This window comes from Cyclobacterium salsum (assembly GCF_010119245.1).
Taxonomy (GTDB): Bacteria; Bacteroidota; Bacteroidia; order Cytophagales; family Cyclobacteriaceae; genus Cyclobacterium; species Cyclobacterium salsum.
This window is the reverse complement of sequence record NZ_WNKG01000008.1, coordinates 269,116-292,019: the sequence shown is the minus strand read 5'-3', so window position 1 is coordinate 292,019 and position 22,904 is coordinate 269,116. Positions and strand designations below refer to the sequence as shown.

At 46.3% G+C, this 22,904-nt stretch carries 15 protein-coding genes; 10 read left to right on the top strand and 5 right to left on the bottom strand.

The window, feature by feature from the left end:
• Positions 1–84 precede the first annotated feature (84 nt).
• The 4 genes from GJS45_RS16035 (at position 85) to GJS45_RS16020 (ending at position 6,784) form a co-directional block, all read left to right on the top strand.
• Positions 85–1,158, top strand: coding sequence for an efflux RND transporter periplasmic adaptor subunit (locus GJS45_RS16035; RefSeq protein WP_162342872.1), 1,074 nt, complete (start codon positions 85–87; stop codon positions 1,156–1,158).
• 3 nt (positions 1,159–1,161) lie between these two features.
• A complete protein-coding gene (locus GJS45_RS16030) occupies positions 1,162–4,212 on the top strand; it encodes an efflux RND transporter permease subunit (protein ID WP_162342871.1) in 3,051 nt (1,016 codons plus the stop codon).
• A gap of 267 nt (positions 4,213–4,479) precedes the next feature.
• Entirely contained in the window at positions 4,480–5,532 is a 1,053-nt protein-coding gene (locus GJS45_RS16025; protein ID WP_162342870.1) for an NAD-dependent epimerase, read from the top strand.
• Between the two features lie 85 nt (positions 5,533–5,617).
• Positions 5,618–6,784: a glycosyltransferase family 4 protein gene (locus GJS45_RS16020; RefSeq protein WP_162342869.1), complete on the top strand. Its 1,167-nt coding sequence runs from the start codon at positions 5,618–5,620 to the stop codon at positions 6,782–6,784.
• A gap of 96 nt (positions 6,785–6,880) precedes the next feature.
• Here the strand turns inward: GJS45_RS16020 and GJS45_RS16015 are convergent, their stop codons facing one another.
• Both GJS45_RS16015 and GJS45_RS16010 read right to left on the bottom strand, forming a co-directional pair.
• Positions 6,881–7,774 (bottom strand): hydroxypyruvate isomerase family protein, encoded by an 894-nt coding sequence (locus GJS45_RS16015; protein WP_162342868.1) that lies wholly within the window; start codon positions 7,772–7,774, stop codon positions 6,881–6,883.
• 16 nt (positions 7,775–7,790) lie between these two features.
• Positions 7,791–10,859, bottom strand: a complete 3,069-nt coding sequence (locus GJS45_RS16010; RefSeq protein ID WP_162342867.1) for a PVC-type heme-binding CxxCH protein — start codon at positions 10,857–10,859, stop codon at positions 7,791–7,793.
• A gap of 215 nt (positions 10,860–11,074) precedes the next feature.
• Between GJS45_RS16010 and GJS45_RS16005 the strand changes: the two genes are divergently transcribed.
• Positions 11,075–12,277, top strand: coding sequence for a Gfo/Idh/MocA family protein (locus GJS45_RS16005; protein WP_162342866.1), 1,203 nt, complete (start codon positions 11,075–11,077; stop codon positions 12,275–12,277).
• Here the strand turns inward: GJS45_RS16005 and GJS45_RS16000 are convergent.
• Complete coding sequence (locus GJS45_RS16000) at positions 12,255–13,163, bottom strand: glutamate--tRNA ligase family protein (protein ID WP_162342865.1); 909 nt, start codon at positions 13,161–13,163, stop codon at positions 12,255–12,257. The two genes, GJS45_RS16005 and GJS45_RS16000, sit on opposite strands and share 23 nt — an antisense overlap.
• Positions 13,164–13,169: 6 nt before the next feature.
• Entirely contained in the window at positions 13,170–13,853 is a 684-nt protein-coding gene (locus tag GJS45_RS15995) for a spheroidene monooxygenase (protein ID WP_162342864.1), read from the bottom strand.
• A 374-nt stretch (positions 13,854–14,227) separates the two neighbouring features.
• Between GJS45_RS15995 and GJS45_RS15990 the strand changes: the two genes are divergently transcribed.
• The 3 genes from GJS45_RS15990 to GJS45_RS15980 all read left to right on the top strand — a co-directional run bounded on the left by GJS45_RS15990 (position 14,228) and on the right by GJS45_RS15980 (position 18,968).
• Positions 14,228–15,385, top strand: coding sequence for an MFS transporter (locus tag GJS45_RS15990; RefSeq protein ID WP_162342863.1), 1,158 nt, complete (start codon positions 14,228–14,230; stop codon positions 15,383–15,385).
• A 120-nt stretch (positions 15,386–15,505) separates the two neighbouring features.
• Positions 15,506–16,198: a phosphoadenylyl-sulfate reductase gene (locus GJS45_RS15985; protein WP_162342862.1), complete on the top strand. Its 693-nt coding sequence runs from the start codon at positions 15,506–15,508 to the stop codon at positions 16,196–16,198.
• 121 nt (positions 16,199–16,319) lie between these two features.
• A complete protein-coding gene (locus GJS45_RS15980; RefSeq protein WP_162342861.1) occupies positions 16,320–18,968 on the top strand; it encodes a DUF7133 domain-containing protein in 2,649 nt (882 codons plus the stop codon).
• An 81-nt stretch (positions 18,969–19,049) separates the two neighbouring features.
• Here GJS45_RS15980 and GJS45_RS15975 read toward each other — a convergent pair whose 3' ends face one another.
• The gene (locus GJS45_RS15975; protein ID WP_162342860.1) at positions 19,050–20,156 is read right to left on the bottom strand and encodes an AI-2E family transporter; all 1,107 of its coding nucleotides are present in this window, start codon (positions 20,154–20,156) and stop codon (positions 19,050–19,052) included.
• 507 nt (positions 20,157–20,663) lie between these two features.
• On the opposite strand from GJS45_RS15975, the gene GJS45_RS15970 reads away from it, so the two are divergent.
• Both GJS45_RS15970 and GJS45_RS15965 read left to right on the top strand, forming a co-directional pair.
• Positions 20,664–21,899, top strand: a complete 1,236-nt coding sequence (locus GJS45_RS15970) for an MBOAT family O-acyltransferase (protein WP_235954807.1) — start codon at positions 20,664–20,666, stop codon at positions 21,897–21,899.
• 72 nt (positions 21,900–21,971) lie between these two features.
• Entirely contained in the window at positions 21,972–22,838 is an 867-nt protein-coding gene (locus GJS45_RS15965; protein WP_162342858.1) for a hypothetical protein, read from the top strand.
• Positions 22,839–22,904: the final 66 nt, after the last annotated feature.

Genomic DNA, 22,904 nt, shown 5'->3' with positions numbered 1-22,904 from the left:
TTGGAGCTAATTTAATTAATTAGTTATTTAACCCATTCACTTGATGTGGACTGGGAATCAATCCATTAATTAACTCCTGCTAAAATGAAACGTTCCGCTTTTGTCATTGCATTATTTTGCCTTAATCTGGTTTTTTTTTCCTGCGGAGAGCCGGAAGAATCCAATGAGGAGATTCCCATGGAAACTTTCCGGGATGAAGTACAGGCCACCTCGGTGATGGTGAGTCAATCGGAAACCAAGTCGTTTGATTACCTGATCAATGCTACCGGCAAAATCGAAGCAGCCAATGAGGTAATGGTGATCGTAGAGCGGCCGGGCTACCTGATCGAGCTTCAGGTAGAAGAGGGGCAAAAGGTGCAGGCCGGACAAATTCTGGCCCGCCTGGACAAAACGGACAGTCAAATGGAATGGGAAAGGGCACAGGTGGATCTCCGGTCTGCTACCGCAGAGTACCAGAGCCGTCGCATTGCCGCAGATGTAGAAACGACTATCATGGACTCCCTGGAAAGTTCGGAACGGGATGAATTTTGGAAGGCATCCAGTGGCCTTTTGTCTGCACAGATTGCCGTGAGAGAGGCGGAACGGAATTTGGAAAAAACGGAAATCAAGGCACCCATCGCTGGAGCCATAGCCGATTTACAATTAAAAAAGGGAAGCCTGGTGAATGCCGGGGATGAAGTATGCCTGCTGCTCAGCACCGACCTGCTGGAGATGAAGGTGAAAGTGCTGGAATCCGATATTTCCTTTATCCGCAAAGGCCAAAAGGCGGAGGTGTATCCGGTGTCGGGTTCCGGAGAGGGTATTTCCGGAACGGTGGGTAGCATCAATCCAAAAGTAGATGAAAACGGCCTGGTCCAGGTAACCCTGAATCTTCAACAGGGGGGAAGCCTGCTACCCGGAATGAATGCCCGAGCAATCATTCGTTCCCCACAAAACAATAGTTTGGTAGTTCCTAAAGAGGCAGTGGTATACCGATCCGGCAGGCCGGTAGTTTTTACCATCGAAAACAATGAAGCAATATGGAATTACGTGGAAGTAGGCAAGGATAACGGCAGGGAAATGGAAATTCTCGACGGTCTGCTGACCAGTCAGCCGGTGATTATCAGCAATAATGTTCAATTAGCACATCAGGCACCGGTACAGGTGATAACGGAATAAGCCATGGTTAGATTTTTATTGGCCCGACCCATCGCCGTAGGCATGACCTTTTTGGCCCTGCTTATTTTCAGCCTTATCCTGTTCCGTACCTTGCCCATTTCCTTGTTGCCTCCGATGGATGTGCCTCAGATAGTGATCAAGGTGTCCTATCCCAATACTTCCCCGGAGTCCATAGAGCAAAATGTTTTACGTCCTATCCGGGAGGCTATGGTCACCCTGGATGGGCTCGAGGATATGGGAAGTAAAGCCGGATCGGAAGTGGGCAATGTAAGGCTTACGTTTAGTTACGACACCCAGATGGAGTTGGCTTACATTGCGGTAAATGAAAAGATAGACCGGCTTACCAACAGCCTGCCGGAAGACCTGGAAAGGCCCCGGGTGGTACGCATCAATACCAATGACATCCCTATTGTTCGGCTACAGGTGGTGCCCAAAGAGGGAGTGGACTTTGCCGATGTATCGCTGCTCACTGAAAATGTAATAAAAAAGAGGGTAGAGCAGTTGGACGGAGTGGCACTGGTAGACATTAACGGGAGGCAGGAACGGGTGATTTCTGTCAGTCCTGACAAGCCTGTTTTGGCGGGCCTGGGCATGCGGGAATCGGATGTGATCCGGGCCATTGAAGCTGGAAATAGTGAATTACCCGGAATTAGCGTGGAGGACGGCCAATTCCGGTATTACCTTCGACTGGCCAGCAGACTGGAAACACCGGAAGACATCCGTAACCTTCCGGTAAGGGGACCCGCGGGCAACACGGTAAGCCTGGGCAAGGTGGCGGAAGTGCGTCATTCCCTGGCCAAGCCCGACGGGTTTCATCTGTTTCAGGAACGGGAAGGCCTGGTAGTGACGGTACATAAGCAGACTGCTGCCCGAATGAACGATATCATGCCCCTGCTTTACGAGGCAGTTCAGGGCTTTGAAGCGGATTATCCCCAGGTGGAATTCGCCCTTACCCAGGATCAATCTACGCTGCTGAACGCAGGAATTACCAACCTGCAAACAAGCTTGCTCTTTGGGGGACTTTTTGCCTTCGGAATTCTCTTCGTTTTTATGGGGGATTTCCGCATGCCGATTATCATTGGTATTAGCCTGCCCTCATCGCTCATAATAAGTTTTGCCATTTTTTATTTTGCCGGGATTTCCATCAACGTGATCTCTTTAAGCGGCCTGGCTTTGGGATTGGGGATGCTGATAGACAATTCGATCATTGTCCTGGACAACATTAGCCGAAAGCGATCGGAAGGGATTCCGCTTTTTGAGGCCTGCATTTCCGGGGTAAATGAAGTGATGTCCGCGTTGATCAGTTCGGTGCTTACCACCCTGGCGGTGTTTGTTCCCCTGGTATTTTTGAGTGGCATATCTGGCGCTTTATTTTATGATCAGGCGGTTTCGGTTGCTGCCATTTTATCCGTTTCGCTTTTGGTGGCATTTATTGGTTTACCCCTGCTTTATTACCTGTTTTTCAAAGGGAAGACCTACCAGCGTTCAGGAGAGGACAGCCGCTTGTTTTTACTTTTATTGAAAGGGTATAAGCGGATTTACCGATTGATTTTTGCCTACCGCGCAGGGTCTCTTTTGGTATTACTGCTATTGATACCCCTGTTGCTGCTTACGGTAAGGCTGCTTAAGGTGGAGGGCCTGCCCCCCATCGAAAAGTATGATGTGATGGTCTCTCTGGATTGGAACGAGCCCATTAATGCCAACCAAAATAAAGAACGGGTACTGGACATGCTTGCGCTGGTGGAAGGGGACTACCAATGGGCCGAAAGTGACCTGGGTTTACGGCAATTTCTTTTGTACGAAGGAGATAATGACATCCAGCAGGCAGATGTGTTTCTGATGTTTGAAAATGGCCAGCAAAAGGAGATGATTAGTTCTCAACTGTTGCAATTCATTCACCAGCGGTATCCTTTGGCCAGTGTGGAAATTCAGGATGCTCCCAATGCTTTTGACCAGCTATTTAGTTCTGATAGGCCTTTTTTTGAAGTGCGCTGGAAGGATCTCACTTCCAAGCAACCGGTGGCTGTAAGCCAGATGGATCCCTGGCTGGAAGCCTTTCCGGTTTCCGGTTGGTCCAAGGGGCCGGGCCTTCAAAAAGGTGCCTCGGTAATATTCAGAACAGACATGAGGAAATTGGCCTTATATGGGTTGGAAGGTCAACAATTAGTAGAAAAAATTCAACAACTTTTCGGAAACTACCTCATTGCCGATATCAAACGTTTCGGAGAAATTACCCCCATTCTCCTGGCCGCTGAGACCTTGGATTTTCAGACATTATTAAAGACTAATTATATATATGGAGAAGAAGGGATTCCCTATGCCCTGGATGAATTTATTCATTTCTCCTATGACGAGCAATATAAATTTGTTACCGCCGATCGCGCTGGAATTTTCCAATCCCTGACGTATGACACCTCGCTTTCGCCACAGCAGGAGCGGACAATTAGGGATTGGGCCTCCGGGAAAAATTTGGCGGTCGAATTTACCGGGCAGTATTTTCAGGACCGGGAAACCATCTGGCAGTTAGGGGGGATTCTATTGGTATCTGTATTGCTATTGTACTTTATACTGGCCGCTCAGTTTGAAAATTTTGTTCAGCCATTGATCGTTATTTTCACGCTTCCTTTGGGAATAGGGGGGGCATTTCTGCTGCTTTGGCTAAGCGGGACCTCCCTGAATGTGATGTCGGCCATTGGTCTGGTAGTCATGTTAGGAATCATGGTCAACGATGCCATTTTGAAGATAGACACCATAAACCGGCTTAGAAAACAGTATCGGCAAGCAGATGGAGGATCGGTAGAAGTATTGGAAAAAGCGTTATTCAGGGCAGGAGAAATCCGTCTGAAACCCATCGTAATGACATCGATTACCACCATTCTGGCGTTATTGCCGGTGGTATTTAGCGCAGGACTGGGAGCTGATCTGCAGCGACCATTAGTAGTGTCGGTGATTGGAGGGTTGACCATAGGTACCTTTACAGCCTTGTATTTTGTCCCGTTGGCGTACTGGTTTGTGGCGAGGAAGACGAAACTTTCCAGGTCGGTCGTTCAGTAGGCAATAGCCCCTTTTTTATTAAGCGTTAATTTGAAACCTGGGTAAATGTGGTGCTTGAGGGGTTGGAATCGACCTGGTTACGGATGTCACACAGGTTTACCATTAATCAAATAGTTAAAATCGAAATAGGTTTTTCGATAGGGAGAAAGTCAGGTTTTTCATTAAAATTAGTATCTTTACTGCCGTAATTATAGTTTTTGGTTTAAGTGATGGATTCGATTGAATTTTTATCCCTAATAACTGTTATCCGCAAAAAGTAACAAGCACATGAAGATTTTGATCACAGGAACTGCTGGATTTATAGGTATGCATTTGGCCGAAAAGCTCCTTGAAAGTGGGGATGAAGTGGTAGGACTGGACAGTATCAATGATTATTATGACATACAGCTAAAGTACGACCGGTTAAGCAAAACCGGTATTGACCCGGCTGCCGTTCAGTATGGAAAAATACAATCCAGTAATAAATACCCTGGGTATCAGTTTGTTCAACTGCAATTGGAGGATAAGGAAGGGGTGATGAAATTATTTGCTGAACAGAAGTTTGACAAAGTGGTGAACCTTGCAGCTCAGGCTGGTGTCCGGTATTCGTTGACCAATCCAGATGCCTACATTCAGGCCAATATTGTTGGGTTTTTAAACATTCTGGAGGCGTGCAGGCATCATGATATAAAACATTTGGCTTACGCTTCTTCCAGTTCGGTCTACGGAACCAATACGCAGATGCCTTTTGCGACCAGTCAGAACGTGGATCACCCGGTGTCTTTATACGCTGCCTCTAAGAAATCAAACGAATTGATGGCCCATACCTATAGTCATCTTTTTGGCCTCCCGACTACAGGTTTGCGGTTCTTTACCGTGTATGGGCCCTGGGGCAGGCCAGATATGGCACTATTTCTGTTTACAAAAGCTATATTGGAAGACAAGCCCATTCAGGTGTTTAATTACGGCGAGATGCAACGAGACTTTACCTATGTAGACGATATTGTACAAGGGGTGATTCGTGTGGTGGACAAAGCTCCCGCAGCAGATGAACATTGGGATCCTGATACAGGGGACGCGAGCAAATCAAAGGCTCCTTACACCGTTTACAATATTGGAAATTCCAGTCCGGTAAAGTTGATGGATTTCATACACGCCATTGAAGATTCCCTGGGGAAAGAGGCGAAAAAGGAAATGTTGCCCATTCAACCTGGAGACGTCCCTGCTACCTTTGCCGATACCACTCCGCTCGAAAAAGAGTTGGGATACAAGCCCTCTACCTCGGTCCCCTTTGGTATCGAGCAATTTGTAAAATGGTACAGAAGTTACTACAAAGTGTAAATAGACAGTTTTTTGGTATAAAATTCGCAGCAAAAAACTAATAATATAAATCCATTATGTTTATTTTTGTGAAAACTTTCATATTATGAATATTTTTCTTTCTACAGCGACCTCCTTCTTCTTTGGTTTTTTAATGACCCCCGTCTTGATCATGATTCTGAAAAGGATCAATTTTATGGAGGCTCCGGGAGGGAGGAAAATTCACGCTGGGAGTATCCCCTCTATGGGAGGAATCGCCATCATCGTTGCCTCATTTCTGGGGCTATTTGCCTGGCTTAGTTTTGATCAGATCGTGGAAACAAGGTATTTTCTGGTGGCTCTGGGAATCATGTTTTCAGTAGGACTTCGAGACGATTTAATCGAATTGACGGCATTTCAGAAATTAATAGGCCAGTCTATTCCAGCCTTTTTTGTGATTGTAATGGCGGATATCAGGATTTCCGGCCTTTATGGGTTTTTAGGAATTTATGAAATTCCCTACTTTGTCAGCGTGGCAATTACCTTTTTTGCCATTCTGGTTTTAACCAACTCTTTTAACCTAATAGATGGCGCAGACGGGCTCGCAGGCGCCCTAAGTCTGGTGACCTTAACCATTCTCGGTTTTTGGTTTTACACGGCCGATATGGTTTCCTATAGCCTTATTTCCTTTACCCTGGTAGGGGGGATTCTAGCTTTCTTAGTGTTTAACTGGCATCCGGCCAAAATATTTATGGGGGATACCGGGTCCCTGAGTTTGGGGTTTGCGCTTACGGTGCTGGTGATTTTATTTGTGGACAAAACCGGTACCATGGCCCCCTGGGAAGGGCTAAAATTGAACGCCCCGTTTGCAGCCGGCATGGCCTTTTTGATTGTTCCCATTTACGATACGGTACGTATATTTGTCAAACGAAGCCTGAAGGGAAAGTCTCCCTTAAAGCCAGACAAAAGCCATGTGCACCATTTTCTTATTCGCATGGGACTGAAACATGATCAGGTGGCGTTAACATTGGGCACGGTCAAGTTACTTTTCATAGCACTCGTGTTTTTTGGGTATTCGCTCAATGATCATTTTCTCTTTCCGACGCTAATTCTGGTGGCGGTAGGCCTAGGGATCTGGATGGATAAGCAAACCCTGAAAAACATCAGGAATAATTGCAAAAAGAGACCGAGTTTATCAGAAAAACAAGGTGTCAGAAGAAAGAAGCTGCTGTCCCGACGTAAACCGGAGATCTCAAAAAGTGTATTTTCCGACAATGAAATCAATATGAATTGAAGGTCAAAAATGCTGAACTGACAGGCAGGAACGACTATTGAAATACAAAAGCCGACTCATTGCGAGGCGGCTTTTGTATTTCTAAATCCTATAAAGTTAAACATCACAAATTTCTACTCCTTGTTTCAGAGAAGCCAATTTATCGGGTCTCTTAGGGATAAATTCCTGGCCCACATAGCCCTGATATCCGGTTTCCAGAATGGCTTTCATTATGGCGGGATAATAGAGTTCCTGGCTTTCGTCTATTTCGTTTCTTCCCGGTACACCGCCGGTGTGGTAATGGGAAATGTACGGGTGGTACTCCTTAATGGTGGCAATGACATCTCCCTCCATAATCTGCATGTGGTAAATGTCGTATAGCAGCTTGATGTTTTCGGAACCTACGGCCTTGCAAACCTCGACTCCCCAGGCGGTATGGTCAGCCTGGTAGTCTTTGTGATTTACTTTGCTGTTTAATAATTCCATGCACATGATGACCCCGTGCTTTTCAGCAACAGGCATGATTTTTTTCAATCCCATGGCACAATTTTCAATCCCTTTGGTATCATCCAGTCCATTTCGGTTGCCGGAGAAACAAATGATCTGCTTGTAGCCTGCGGCAGCCACTTTAGGGATTACCTCTTCGTAACTTTTGATCAGTTCTTCATGCAGCTCCGGATTGTTCCAGCCCCTTTCGATTCCCAAACCCGCACCCCAGGGCATGGCACAGTCCAGCCCGTATTTTTTGAGAACCGGCCATTCTTCCGGTCCGGCCAACTCTATAGATTTTAAACCGATTTCTACCGCAGCCTTGCACAGGTCCTCGAATGCAATATCATTGTAACACCACCGGCATACGGAATGGTTGACGTTGCCCTTTAGGGCATCCGGAAGCTGTCTCTCAGCAGCCAGGAGCCGTTGGGATAGTCCCGGTGCCAGCATGCCAGCCAGGCCTACACCGGCCATTTTCTTCAATGTGCGTCTTCTAGGGTTATTTTCTTTTTGGTTCATATATAGTATACTAATTTTAAGATTGTTTCTTAAGGGACATCAGGTAGCTCACCAGATCTACCAGTTCCTGGGTACTCATTGTCTTTTCTAATCCGGCAGGCATCATCGAGTTTTCCATTTGTTCTATGCTTTTCATTTCGCTGGTTTTAATGGGGACTGTGCTACCTCCCGGTAATTTCAGATCAATATCTGTTTCCGTTTGGCTGGCGATTATTCCTCCCAGACTACTGCCGTCTTTCATTTGTATTAGGTACCCTTCGTAGCCAAAGCTAATGCCTGCATCCGGGTGAAGAATGGATATGAATTGGGCTTCTTTAGAAAGCTTACTGCCTATTTCGGAAAGTTTGGGGCCAAAGTCCATCCCCATATCGCCTACCTGGTGACACACCGCGCAATTGTTTTTGAATACGACCAATCCTTTTTCTATGCTTCCTTCCATAGCGAGCAGCTCTTTCATAGGAGGTAGTGGGTTTTCTTCACTGGCGGTAGCATCCAGATAGGTGGCCGCTTCAGCACGAACGCTTTTCCTCCAGGCACGACTCACCCCCGTAACCGCCGACGGAATTAGATTTTCCGGAAGCTTTTCATTTTCCAATAATGCCAAAACCCTGTCTTCACCACCATAACTACCCCCTATCGCAGCAGTGGCATCTTTGCGAACGGAAAGCGGCAGGGAGCTGTCAAATGCCATTTTTTCTAACAGATCCAGTGATTCCGCACTACCGATCCCTCGCAACACTGCAAACATGGCGTGAATCTTATCATCTTCTTCACTATAAAGCACCTCTTGTACACTGTTCAGGCCCCCTTGCCGGAGCAAAAGGGTCGCAGCAGATTTTCCAAGGGTATTGTCGCTTTCTTCCAATGCCATTTGTAACAGCCGTGGATTTTCGGATTTAACTTCGAACTTCTGTACCAGTTCCAAATAAGCCTCGGTTCCAGCACTTTCATTCAGCGTATTGGTAAGCACAGAGCGAACAGCCGGGGATCTGTCCAGGTATTCCGGGTCCAGGTGGGTTAACACCAGCCTGTTTATTTGTTGTCCCTCCTCCTGATTTTCCTGACGAAGTTGCTCCGCTTCTAACATTTTAATCAGCGCAGCAGACTTCCCTTCTTTATCCGGATTAAAATCAAAGGCCCTGAAATACCGCAGTCTGGTTTCTAGGGGTTCGGAAGTTTCAGAGGCCAGGCTTGCCAAATGGGGAATGGCTTTACCCGTTCTGGATCTCCAGACGATATCCTGATTTTTCTTGCTGCTAATATCCGCTCCGGATTTTTCCATCCAGGCCGAATAAAAACGATCCCACTGACCAGCAGCCCCAATTCCCAACGCTTCCAAATACCAGCGGTCTTCCCCATCGTGTTGTTGGGCTAATGCTGCCCAAAGCTCCGGGGCTTTGGGTGAATTCATGCCTCTTAAAGCAATAGCCACCTCTCTTCGCACCTGCGCATCTGAATCCTGTACCAGGGTTTCCAGGTAGGGTAGTAGGTCCAGGTTATGCTGGCGGGCGGCTCGGATACCCGAAATCCGAAGATCGGGGTTTGGGTGGCGAATAGCTTCCTGAATGTATTTTTTATCCAATCTCGCTAAAAGCCAAAATGTCCTGGCCTTGAAACGCGGATTTTCATGCTCGTAAAAGATGTTTTCCAATGCCGGCCTGGCATCGGGTCCCATGGCCTCCAGGCTTTTCCATGCCTGATAGCGCAGGGAGAGGTTGGGATTTAACAATGCTTTCACGGCTCCATTTGGGGAGTTAATGTCCGCCTCGGGAACCTCATAGGGGGTATCTGGTGTGGAAATCCGGAAAATACGACCTCTATTCAGGTCGCCCACCTGATGGCCTCCCACTCCGGGATCGTACCAGTCCGAAACCATCAGCGATCCATCCGGTGCGACGCATACGTCGGATGGCCGGAACCACTGATCTTTGTCGCCTTCCATCAGGTTGATGATGGAGGCTTTGTAGCCTGCCCCCTCTTTTTCTACCGGATACGCCCGGACCACATTCGGTCCCGCATCCGTGTGGATCATCTGATTCTGAAATGCTTCGGGTAGTGCATTCCCTTCGTATACCACCATGCCGGTAGGCGATCCCGCTCCGGTTTGTAGCAAATTGGGGACCACCCCAGGGTCGTTTAAGTGCCAGTGTTGTAAGGGGACTTCTTTTTCCTTATTGGTGCGATTGGCTCTCCAGCCCGCTCCGGTCATTTCATCCTTGTAGCCAAAATTGCCGTATTCCATGACGTAATTGATGCGGACTCCTTTGTTTCCATCATCGTCGTTGTCGGACTGCCACATGGTGCCGTACGAGTCGAGTGCTACTTCGTAGTTGTTCCGGAAATTTTGTCCCAGTACTTCAATATTGGAAAAATCCGCATCGCAGCGAAAAACCAGTCCTTCTTTGTAATTCCCGGCATCAATAAGCTTCCCGTTGGCATCTTTCAGGGTTTGTCCGTTCTTATCCTGAATGGTCCCACCAGAATTACCAAAATTAAAATAAAACTTACCATCCGGGCCAAAAACAAACGCATGCATCCCATGGTCATGCTGCTCCCCGCCAACACCTTTAAAAATAACTTCCTTTTTATCCGCTTTATCGTCGCCATCCGTGTCGGTCAATAACCACACGTAGGGACTTTGAGAAACAATGGCCTGATGGCCCATGACCCATATTCCCAAGGGGGCATTCAGTTCCGGGTCCTGGTAAAACACCGTACTTTTGTCCGCTTTCCCGTCACCGTTACTGTCTTCCAGGATTAAAATCCGATCCCCTTCTCCCTTGGTTTCGTTTCCAGTGATATCCGGACGGTAATTGTATGCTTCGCAAACCCACACCCTTCCTTTGTGATCAATGTCAATATTGGTAGGGTTGGTGATCATTGGTTCGGAGGCAAAGAGACTGGCTTCCAGGCTCTCGTTGACCTTGATTCCAAGAAGGGCATTCTCAGGGTTTCGCTTCTCCTCTTCACTTAATTGATCGAAGGGATGAACAGCGGTCGTTTCGGATGCTTCCTCACAGGAAAAGCTGATAATCAAAAGCAATAGGAGTGATTTCAGCTTGTTTGATTGAATTATTTTGGGCATGATGTTGCAGGTATGGGCATTCATTGGTTAATTATTCGTTGAATAAACAGAAAATTCCGATATTATTCCAATTATTTAACTGTTTTTTTGACAGTTATCACTGGTGCAGGGTAAGCTTACAGGTGGTTTGGGGAGCCCGTTCTCCGGCACAAAGTAGCCTGTTCCTTTATCCTAAGGGTATATTTGTGTAGGGGTGTTTACAAAAAATACGGACGATGAGTATAAACAGAAGAAAATTTATCCAACAATCAGCCCTGGCATCCAGCCTGTTGGCGATGGGTCCATTTACTAGCTATGGTAATGAAACCACTTCTAAGGTTCGGGTAGGAATTGTTGGCGGCAGGTTCGGAGCCACTTTTCAGTTTCACGAACACCCGGACTGCATCGTAGAGGCGGTCAGTGATTTGCGGGAGGATCGGCGGAACCATTTGATGAAAACCTACGCATGTCAAAAAAGCTATCCTTCCCTGAAGCAACTGCTGACCGATCCCAAGGTAGATGCGGTTTTTTTGGCGACTCCGGCTCCCGACCATGCGGACCACATTATCGAAAGCCTTTCGGCGGGGAAGCATGTACTGTGCGCAGTGCCGCTGGCCATGAACATTGACGAATGTAACCGGGTAAAAGAGGCGGTGTTGTCCTCCGGAAAGGTTTTTATGATGGCGGAAACAACGACTTTTATGCAAGGCACCATTACCGCCAGGAAATTCTATCAGGAAGGGAAATTTGGCGAAATTTTCAGTGCGGCTGCCGAATACAATCATCCCGGGCTGGAAATCCTGTGGTTTGAAAACGGCGAACCTACCTGGAGACATGGACTACCTCCCATGCATTATCCTACGCATTGCACCGCATTTTTAATCAGCGTGACGGGTGAGCGGTTAAAAAAAGTAAGTTGCCTTGGCTGGGGTGAAGGGGATGGCTTACTGAAAGGCAACCCTTACCATAACCCATTTTGGAACGAAACGGCATTTTTCCATACGGACCGGAACCATCCTTTCCGGGTGGAAGTGAACTGGAAAGGTGCCTTGAGAAACGCTGAAAGAGGGGAGTGGCGAGGAGAGAAAATGAGTTTGTATTTACCCACCGGACACGTAGGGGCCGGTACCATAATCAGGGAAGAAAGTGAAGAAGGAAAGGACGATGCCGGTTTTGTCCATACTAAAAATAACGTAGAAGCATTCGAGTTCCCAAATTGGTGGAAAACCGATCTTTTGCCGGAACCGCTGCGACACAATAGCGGACACGACGGGTCTCACACCTTCATTACCCACGAATTTATTCAGGCGATTCTGGAAAACAGGTCGCCAATGGTGGATATCTATGAGGCATTGGCCTACACTGTACCAGGGATTGTTGCGCATCAATCAGCTTTGAACGGAGGGGAACAGCTTCTTATTCCGGATTATGACGATTGAGATTTTCCAGCCGATACAAGTAGGCAGGAATAAACTCTTCCAGGCTGCGAACAGGAGTTTGCATCCCTAAAAAAGAGGCCGCTTTTGTTAAAATGGCTTCTTTTTTCATTCCGGATTTGCGCATGGATCGGATGGCAAGGGCTCCCGCTGATTTGGATAATTTTCGCTTACCTTCCATGAGTAGGGGATGATGAAAAAAGGTAGTATTACTCAGGGGATCACCCGGCAGCAGGGAAGAAAGGTACGATTGGGCACAAGATGACTCCCACAAATCCTGACCTCTGACAATAAAATCAATGCCGTAATGGTGATCATCGGCCAAGGAGGTTAACTGATAAGCCGGGTCACCGTCTTTTTTTTTAACGATAAAAAAGTTCATGGAGTCGGGCATCCGGTAGCCCTGCCTGGCTTCGGGATACTGCTTCATGGAAAGGGGACTGTCCCCGGTAGTTTTTAGTCTCCAGGCTACCCCCTGCGCTGACAAGGGGATATTTTTTGTCCGGCATTGCCCGCCGTACCAGCCCTTTGGATGGCTTTCCCGGATATCTTTTCGGGAGCAGTTGCAAGCGAAAACGAGTTGATTGGAGGCAAGTTCATCCAGGAGTTGCCGGTAATGGGGCAATCGGTGAATTTGAGAATGGTTTTGTTGCAAATCAGAAAGGGACCTTGGTCCTTCGTCATATGGGATTTCCAGAAAATCCAGTGTATCGAAAATATCCTGGACGTAATCTGCCTTCATTCTCTTTTGATCCAAATCGTCAATCCGGAGTAGGATTTTTGCCTGGTGTTTTTTCGCCAAACTGACGGTGATGAGGAAAGAAATCACGTTTCCCAGGTGTAGCAATCCACTTGGCGTAGGAGCAAGTCTGGTTTTCCGGAGATACATTTTGAATTAGAGGTCGTCTGGTTCAGATTCCGGAAGTGGGGCTGGGATAAAACGCGCAAAGAGTTCTTCCTTGTACCATCCTTCTTTTTTTACTTTTTGAATGATTTCCCGATGAGCCGACTGGTACGCAAAGGCTTCCATTTTTTGCTGGCTTTTCCAATAGCTGAAGGTAGCCTGTTCTATCGCTGGCCATTCTCCAATGCCTTTGGTGAAAAGCAAGCCGTCGGCACCTTCCGCTGATCGACTGCTTTTGGGCACAAAGGATAGAAACCGCAGGATTTTATGGAATTTTACCCGGGCTCTGGTGATGACCATCACGGGGCCCTCGGTCTTCACTTCTCTTACGGCAAAGGGTTGCATTCCATTCCAGCTCCCATGAGCCTGTATGCAGTGCATCCAATAAGTAAAATTACTTTTACATTGCTGGTTAAACCGCTGGTATATTTCAGATTCCGTATAGTTTTTTGCAAAGGCTGCGCTTTTCCATACCAATAACAAGGCATAGGTTTTGAAATCCGGGCGAATAGAAAACCCAAATCCTCCGCCTGTGCCCATGAGTTTATAAAATTTAAGCCCGGAGGTCTGTTTTAGTGGTGCCATTGCCAATTGCATTTGGTTAAAGGCCCACCAGCGATTCCACCTGGGATATTCAAAAAAAGTCAGAGATACGATTTCTTGGTTATCACTCATTGCTACAAATATAAACATCAGGATGAATTTATCCTTTCATTGCTGGCAAAGTCAACCGAATGAACAGCCCTTCCCCTTCTAAAAATCAATCGAAAACCTTTTTTATGATCACCCGGATTAATAAGATGGCCAAGGCGATGGTAGTCCCTGCAATAACGAATTCCATAAGTAATTATGTTTTAGGTGGCTAAGAAGTAGAAATGGAAACCAACAAAAAATGAAAATGGACGGGTATTCCGTTCCAAATCAAACCTTGTCAACAAAATAAACCGGATCGGGGGGGATAAAGTTTTATTTCCACGCAACAAAAAGATAAGGGAATGATACCAAAAACCTACCGCTTCTCCCTTACCTTTGCAGGCTGTTGAGAAAATATGGTAAAATTAAAAACGAGACGACTTTCTGCCGGGGCTTTCTTTTTTCTGACAGGCTTGTGTTTTTCTTCCTGGGCATCCCGTATACCGGATTTTCAGGATAAATTTCAACTAAGCGAAGGACAGTTGGGCTCGGTTTTATTGGGCCTGCCACTTGGTTCTTTATTGGCACTGCCCTTAGCCGCCTGGGCCGTATTCCGGTTTGGGAGCAAGTGGGTGATTCTGGCCGGGATGTCTTTTTACATATTGTTTCTGGTGGGAATAGGCTTTTCTCCGGATGCGGTAATTCTCGCCCTGATGGTATTTGTTTTTGGTATGATGGGGAATATGATGAATATTTCCTTAAACACCCAGGCACTGGGAATTGAAAAGGATTATGGCAGAAATATTTTAAGTTCCTTTCACGGCTTATGGAGCCTGGCGGGCTTTATCGGGGCAGGAATAGGGGCTTTGATGGTGTATTTTGACCTTAGTCCGAGGGACCATTACCTGATTATTCTCTTGCTGGGAGCAGGTATGCTGTTTTATTTTGAAAAGGGGATCCTCCCGGATGGAGGTAAAAAAGAAACCGGCGGAGGTGGATTCGTCTGGAAGAAACCTAACAAGACGCTAGCCAACCTGGGCATGGTGGGTTTCTGTGGAATGATGTGTGAAGGCTGCATGTTTGACTGGTCGGGTGTGTACATGGCAAAGGAAGTGGGCGCTTCGGCGGCCTGGGTACCCAGCGGTTATGTGGCCTATATGGGAGCCATGGCACTGGGTCGGTTTTTGGCAGATAAATTTGCCAACCGGTTTGGGAAAACGATGGTATTGCAAGTATCAGGGCTTCTGGTTTTTTCAGGATTACTACTATCGGTGCTTTTCCCCTTTATTTGGGTAGTAATTCCGTCTTTTATGATGGTGGGTTTTGGAGCAGCTGCGGTGGTTCCACTCACCTATAGTCTCGCAGGGAATGCTTCTGGCTATGCTCCCGGATTGGCGATTGCCATGGTGTCCACCATCTCTTACTTCGGGTTCCTGCTGGGACCACCACTCATCGGTTTCGTAGCGGAATTGATTGGATTGAAAGGTTCGTTTGCATTGATGGCCCTGGTAGGGCTGATGATCCCTTTTTGGGTAAGGGTGGGAAGACAAGATTTTGCCCAGGCAAAACCCTGATGGAATATCGAAGTCGGTTTACATTCCACTTTATTGGTTTTCAAAATTTTTTCCTTATTTTTACCAAAATTTAATACCATACCAAATTGGTAGGTTTTATAGAATTAATAGAGAAGCAACATGCAGGAATCATTGGTTTCAAAAAAAGTATATTCGAAAGAAGAAATAAAGGAGTTGAATGCCCGGTACCGAAACTTAAGCGTAAATGAGCGGGTGCTTCAGCTTTACGAGGATTTTGACGAAAAGGAGGTCATGCTGACCAGTTCTTTTGCAGCTACATCCGCCTTGCTCCTGAGTGTTTTTTCCAAATGTAATCCCAATCAGAAAATTTACTTTATTGATACCGGATATCATTTTCCTGAAACGCTGGAATACAAGAAAAAACTCACCGAGCTCTACGGATTGAATGTCGCCTCGGTCAGTGCAGGGAGAGAAGATCACGAATATACGACCACTAACCAAACCTGGAAAACGGATCCCGAACTGTGTTGCTCCATCAACAAGGTGAAGCCGCTGGAGTTAATCAAAAGCCGGTTTTCCGTATGGGTTTCCGGATTGATGAGTTGGCAAAGTGATCATCGGGCTACCCTGGATATTTTTGAAGAAAGAGGCGGAATACTCAAGTTCTATCCGCTTTTGGATGTGACAGAGGAGGAAAGGGATCAGTATATTAAGGAGCATCAATTGCCCTTTCACCCCTTAATCGCGTTTGGATACCATTCCATTGGTTGCAAGCATTGTACGGTGCCGGGAGAAGATCGGAGTGGAAGGTGGAATAACAGTCCGAAGACCGAATGCGGGTTACACCTTTAATTGAAGGAGGTTTTTAGGCTCCATCCCTGTAAATTAAACGTTCATTTGACACAAAACCCATCCGATTGTTGGATGGGTTTTCCTTTTTCTATATTTTTCGTCCGCAAAAAAACTAACCCTTATGAGAGGAACTTCTATTTTATTCGTTGTATTGCTGATTGCCCTGGCATGTAAACCCGAAAAAAAGGTCGAAATTATCGAATCAACTACTTCTGCTTCACTGGATTCGCTGAGCCAGGCACTGGGCTGGCCGGGTGAGTTGGCAGTGCAGGCATTTTCCGGTCCGGATTTGACCCCAAGCCCCGCTTGTCTGGCCGTTTCCCCTTATGGTGAAGTGTACGTTGGAGTAGATGCCATCGGATCTTTGGGAAAAACGCCCGGAAAAGGAAGGATTGTCAAGCTCATTGACAAGGACAACGATGGCGAGGCGGACGAACACACCGTTTTTGCCGAAGTAGACAATCCGCGTGGAATTATTCCGCTGGGTGATAAGCTTTACGTGTTGCACACGGTTTTTTCACTGGAAGACAGCCTGGCCACAGGGATGGATCTGGTGGTTTTCGAGGATGCAAATGGAGACGGCGTTGCCGATGGTCCCTCTGAACCGCTGATTCAGCATATCAGTTCGCCCAAGTTTCTTCAAGGAAGGGGTACGGATCATGCGACGAACGGCATTCGCCTGGGAATTGACGGCTGGATCTACATAGCGGTAGGGGATTTTGGATTTCATGGCGCGGTGGACCGGGAAGGTACGGAGATGACCATGCTCGGCGGCGGCATTTTGAGAGTGCGGCCTGATGGTACCGAAATGGAAGTATATACCCATGGCTTGAGGAATATTTACGATGTGGCCATCGACCCCTATATGAATATGTTTACCAGGGGAAATACCAATGATGGAGGGGGCTGGAACATTCGGTTTATCCACCAGATTCAAACCGGCGAATACGGATACCCGGTTTTATTCAAAAACTTCACCGAAGAGATTATACCAGCTCTGGTGGATGTAGGAGGAGGATCGGGTACAGGAGCACTGTTTATCGACGACAACCGCTGGCCAGAGAAGTATAATAAAGTGCCGATGATGGCGGACTGGGGAAGAAACCAACTGTACATTCACCGGGTGACCACCGATGGCCCTTCTTATACCCAAGAGGAAGAGGAGTTTTTTAAACTGCCGCAAATCACCGATCTGGACATTGACGGAACCGGACGAATGTTTATGGCCGCCTGGGATGGCGCGGGGTATTCGGGTAATGACGAGAAGGGATTTGTGGTACGTGTAGTACCCAAAGTCTGGGAATACAGCGAAATGCCAGATCTGAATGCGGCCGATATAGATGACCTGATAGATTTATTGAAAGAAGAAAGTGCCACCATCCGACTGTATGCACAGCAGGAGTTGGTCAGCAGGGGGAGTTCAGAAGCAGCGGGCGAAGCGTTAGATTTAGCGAAAAGCTCAGGGGAACCGCTGTATGCGCGGGTAGCCGCCATGTATGCTTTTTCGCAGCTAAGAGGTGCGGAAGGCGTAGCAGAGATGATGGCGTTGATGGATGATGCCGAAATGAAGGAGCATGCCATCCGCGCAATTACCGATCGGGCTGCCTATTTGGAAAACCTCACCACCGGACCTTTTGTAGAAGCGATGAATGATCCGTCTCCCAGGGTACGGGCGGCTGCGATCATTGCCTTGGGAAGGATAGGAAATAAGGAAGCGATTCCTCATTTATTGGAAGTAGAGGTTCCCAATTCATTCCAGGCTCCCGAATTGGGTGAGGAGGGACCCCATGCCAGCCCGAATTCGGAAATTATTTTACCACACTTGGCTGTCAGGGCATTGGTAGCGCTGGAGGCTGACCAAGAAATATTGGAAGAAGTGGGATCAGGAAATTCGGACCTGGCACTTTGGACCTTGCGTTATATGCATACCCCTGCTGCTGTATCCGGATTAATTTCCAGGTATAATGGTTCAGGGACGGAAAGTATGGAATTAAAGCGGAGCATTCTCGCTACCCTTGCCAGGCTGTACACCAAGGAGGCTCCTTACGACGGCTCCTGGTGGTGGGGAACCCGTCCGGACACCCATGGACCCTACTATAAATCGGTGTTGTGGTCGGCTTCTCCCGAGATTAAGGCATTATTCCAACAGCTTTGGGATACCGGAAGCAGAAGTGATAAGGATTACATTGCCATGCTGAATCAAAAAAACCGGATGGGCATCCTTGAATTTGGAGGGGACTATTCGGTGACGGAGGTGTTGGAAGAACCAGAAGTAGATCTGGAAGAAATCAAAAACCAGCAAGGGCAGATTGGAGAATCCTCCATAGAAGATATTTTATTGGCCATGCAGGAGATAGCCGGAGAAGCCGTTAAGGGCAAAGCTATTTTCGAGCAACAGGGCTGCAAAGCTTGCCATAGTGTAGAAGCAGGGGAGCAGATGAAAGGGCCTTTTATGGGGCAGATAGGAAGCATCATGACCCGGGAACAAATAGCAGAATCCATACTCAAGCCGAACGCATCCATTTCTCAAGGATTTGCTACGGTGATGATCCAAACCAAGGATGATAAATCTTATGTGGGGTTTGTGACGGAAGAAAGTGCAGACCGGATCGTTATTCGCAACATTGCAGGTCAGGCGTTTACCCTTGCTGCCGATAATGTAAAGGAGCGTACGGAAATGGAGAATTCCATGATGCCCGCAGGATTGGCTAACTCCCTTTCTTATGAGGAGTTTGCATCGCTGATTACCTACCTCTCGGAACAGAAATAACGATTTCAGTCTATTACATAGATAAGTAATTGCTAACCAAAAAAAGGCCTGCTTGGAAACAAGCGGGCCTTTTATTTGTCTTTAACGGCTCAGGCTTTTCTTAATTTTACTAAACCATGACGGCCCGTTTTCTGCCTTTTGTTTATTATTGAAATGATCGTCCCCAATCAAAAGGGCTAGTGGCTGAAGGGGCAGGTAACTTTCACAGATTACTTTTAACATTGCCGCAAATGGAAGAAACAGAACCATCCCCGCTACTCCCCAAACCGAGGCGCCCACGATGAGACTAAGAATGGCGGCAAAGGCATTTACGTTCACACTGTTTCCGACAATTTTGGGACTCAGAAAATTACTTTCGATCACCTGAACAAGCCAGAACATTCCAGCCACCGCCAGGGGTACCCAAAGCTCATCCGAGGATATGAAACCGTAAAGAACCGGAATACTGGCCCCAATGGTGGTCCCGATATAGGGAATAATGGAGAGCGTAGCCGCCAGGAAACCAAATAGGAAGGGATTGTCCAATCCAATGATCCATAAGCCGGTACTATTGGCCAGCCCGAGGATTAGAATCAGCGTCAGCATGCCGGAAAGGTATTTTTGTCCTACCAGTTGGATTTTTTTCAGCATTTTTAGGTACTGGTTTTCATTATCTTCCGACGCAAATTTTTTGAAAGCGCTGACCAGGCTCTTTTTGTAAATCAGAAAAAGGAAGGTGTAGATAATCATGGTGAAAATGCCTGTCAGAAAACTGGCGGTATTGCTAAAGGTTTTTCCCAATAATCCGGCGGCTCCTTCTTTTATCCAGGCTTTTCCGTCTTCCAGAAGCTGATCTTTATCGAAATTGCCCAGAAAGCTGAGGTTTTCATTGACGAATACCACTGAATCGGTAAATATAATCATCAGTTTATCACCGAAATCGGTCAATTGATCTGAAAGCGAGAGGATTTCGGCAGAAAAAAATGTCAACACACCAATGATAACCAGAAAAAACCCCAGCAATACGGTAAAGGCAGCACCAATATTCCCAAATTTTACTTGTAACCTTTTGTGTAGGGGATGTAAAATAAAGGATAGGAGCAAGGCCAAACTCAGGGGAATGAGGATAGATTTGGCGATCACCATGATGGCGATGACCAAAGCAGCGAAGGCCAGTGTGAAAAACAAATCTCGAAAAGATAATTGCATAGGGCTAAGTTGAAAATGGCAGTTTTCGAATAATTAATGGACTGCGTTGACGCTTAAGAAGAGAAATTCACAGTCCGGTACAATGAGTTTTTTCGTAACAGAAATCAAAAGATGTGTTTTGTCGATAATCACTTCATCGAATGGTAGCTGAAATTTTATCATAAGATAAAGAAAAATAATGGGAACTTATTACCGGTTCGGGCAACTGTCAGTCAAAAAGCCTTTTCCATGTTGTCCTTTTTTAAGCGAGCGGAAATTTGACAAAACGTTATTTTTTTCTGTATGGTGTGGATTATTTTTGGTTAGGGGTTAAAATAATGTAAACATGTGTATCTTTAAATTTTTAAAGCATTTTTGGCCATGCTCTTCAATTCTTTTCTATTCCTTTTCGTTTTTTTACCAATTGTTCTTTTAGGATTCTACGGTTTAGGTTCAAAAACAAAGCCTTCTGCCATCGTAACTTGGTTGTTTGTAAGTTCAGTCGTATTTTATGGCTGGTGGAAGCCTATGTATTTGATTCTCATAGGACTATCCATCTTTTTTAATTTTTTTATCAGCAAGCCGGTAGCGAGCGGGAAAAGGCGGTTTTTAGTTGCCGGTATAGCGGTTAATCTCCTGATCCTATTTTTTTACAAATATGCGGATTTCGTGATATTTAATGTCAATGTGATTTCCGGGGAATCCTTTTCTTACCTGGACTGGGCACTGCCATTAGGGATTTCTTTTTATACTTTTCAGCAAATAGCTTATTTGGTGGATTCCTATAAAGGGATCGCAGCCAAAACCAATTTCTTTTCCTACGGATTATTCGTTTCATTTTTCCCTCAACTTATTGCGGGTCCCATCGTGCATCACAAAGAAATGATGCCTCAGTTCAGGAATCCGTTACTAACCCAAATCAATTACCAGAATCTCTCCAGGGGTTTTTTTATTTTAATGATGGGGCTGGCCAAAAAAATCATTTTGGCAGATACCTTTGGGGTAATCGCAAATAATGGGTATGCCCATATTGAATTGTTGGGGATTCAGGAAGCCTGGATCACTTCCCTGGCCTATTCCCTGCAATTGTATTTTGATTTTAGTGGCTATTCCTCCATGGCCATAGGACTCGGGCTGCTTTTAAATATTCAGCTGCCTCAGAACTTCAATTCCCCATACCGATCAGCTACCATTCAGGAATTCTGGAGGAATTGGCACATCACCCTCAGCCGCTTTTTGCGGGATTACATATACATCCCGTTGGGCGGAAATAAAATAAGTCCGGGAAGAACGAATGTTAACTTGATGGTAACCTTTCTCCTGGGAGGGATTTGGCACGGAGCCGGATGGACCTTTATTATCTGGGGTATGCTACATGGCTCGGCCTTGGTGGTTCATCGGCAATGGAAGAAAACGGGATTGGCGATACCAAGAATCCCTGCCATTCTGGTTACCTTTTTATTTGTAAACATTACCTGGGTCTTTTTTAGGGCTGAAAATCTTCAGGATGCCAGCAACCTTCTTATGGCCATGTTCCATTTTACCAAAACTGCTCCCCCGGATTTTCACCTGGTCAGCAATCTGTATAATGCTCCCATCTGGGCCGCCGGGGTGTTGCTTCTTTTTTTGCCCAACGATATGCAACTTGGCAGCCGGATTCAACCAACCCTCAAATACGGGTTGATGACCGTCTTTTTATTCGTCCTAAACCTGATATTCCTGAACTCGATTGTTCAAAATGATTTTCTATATTTCGATTTCTAGTGATCTATGAATAGGGAATTTAATCGATATTTTAAACGTGTCCTTTCCACTTGCTTTTTAGCCGCAATTGGCTTGGTCTTAGTAAATACCTGGCTGGATGTTTTTGGCGTTTTTGGGATAGCGAAAAACACCCGCGTGTACGGGGAAGAGCGGGTATCCAAATACCTGATGACATTTCAGTACGTTCCGGAAAATTTCGATGGCATTATTCTGGGCCCCTCGCTGTCGGCAAATATCAACCCGGAGTCCATCAAAGAGATCCGTTATTTCAATGCCAGCCTGATGGGTGCCAGGATTCAAACGATGATCCCCCTACTTGAAAACGTGCTGGCATCGGAGCATCAAATGAAGCGAGCCTGGGTATGTATCCATCCCTACATGACCCAAAGCAATGAAAAAGAAGCCAGCCAGATAATGACTCCCAGCGCCTATTGGACAGCCTTTGGGTCCATTCATCTGCTCCGCGTATATGGGTTTGCCTTGATTAGGTGGATGAATTTGGCTCCCAACAAATACCCGTCGGACCAATACCTGGAGAATGGAACGAATAAATTTGAGCCGCTATTCAGGGTGCCCGATGTAGCTGCTAAAATCGAAGAGGAGAAAGCCCTGCTTCATTCGGAAGATTTTGAGATTACGCCTATTTCGGAAGCTTCATTAAAGGAACTGTGGCGATTGCTGGAAGCTAACCAGATTCAAACCACCGTTTATTTTCATCCGGTTCCCTTGCCCATCTATGAGGATCACAAGAAATCGTTTTCGCACTATTGGGAGCAGGTAAAATCGACTTATTCCGGAAAGAGTCCCCTGATTACTTTTGAAAATTTTAACCGTGCCGATTTCTCCTTTTTTACCGGAGACCTTTCCAATTACATCGATCACGGTCATCTGAGTGAGAAAGGCCAACAATTACTACTAAAAGAATTAACTCGGGAATAAGATTTTTACAACATGGCTCAATGATTGTGTGTTTAAAATAAAAAAATGAGGCACCCTAGCTGCCCA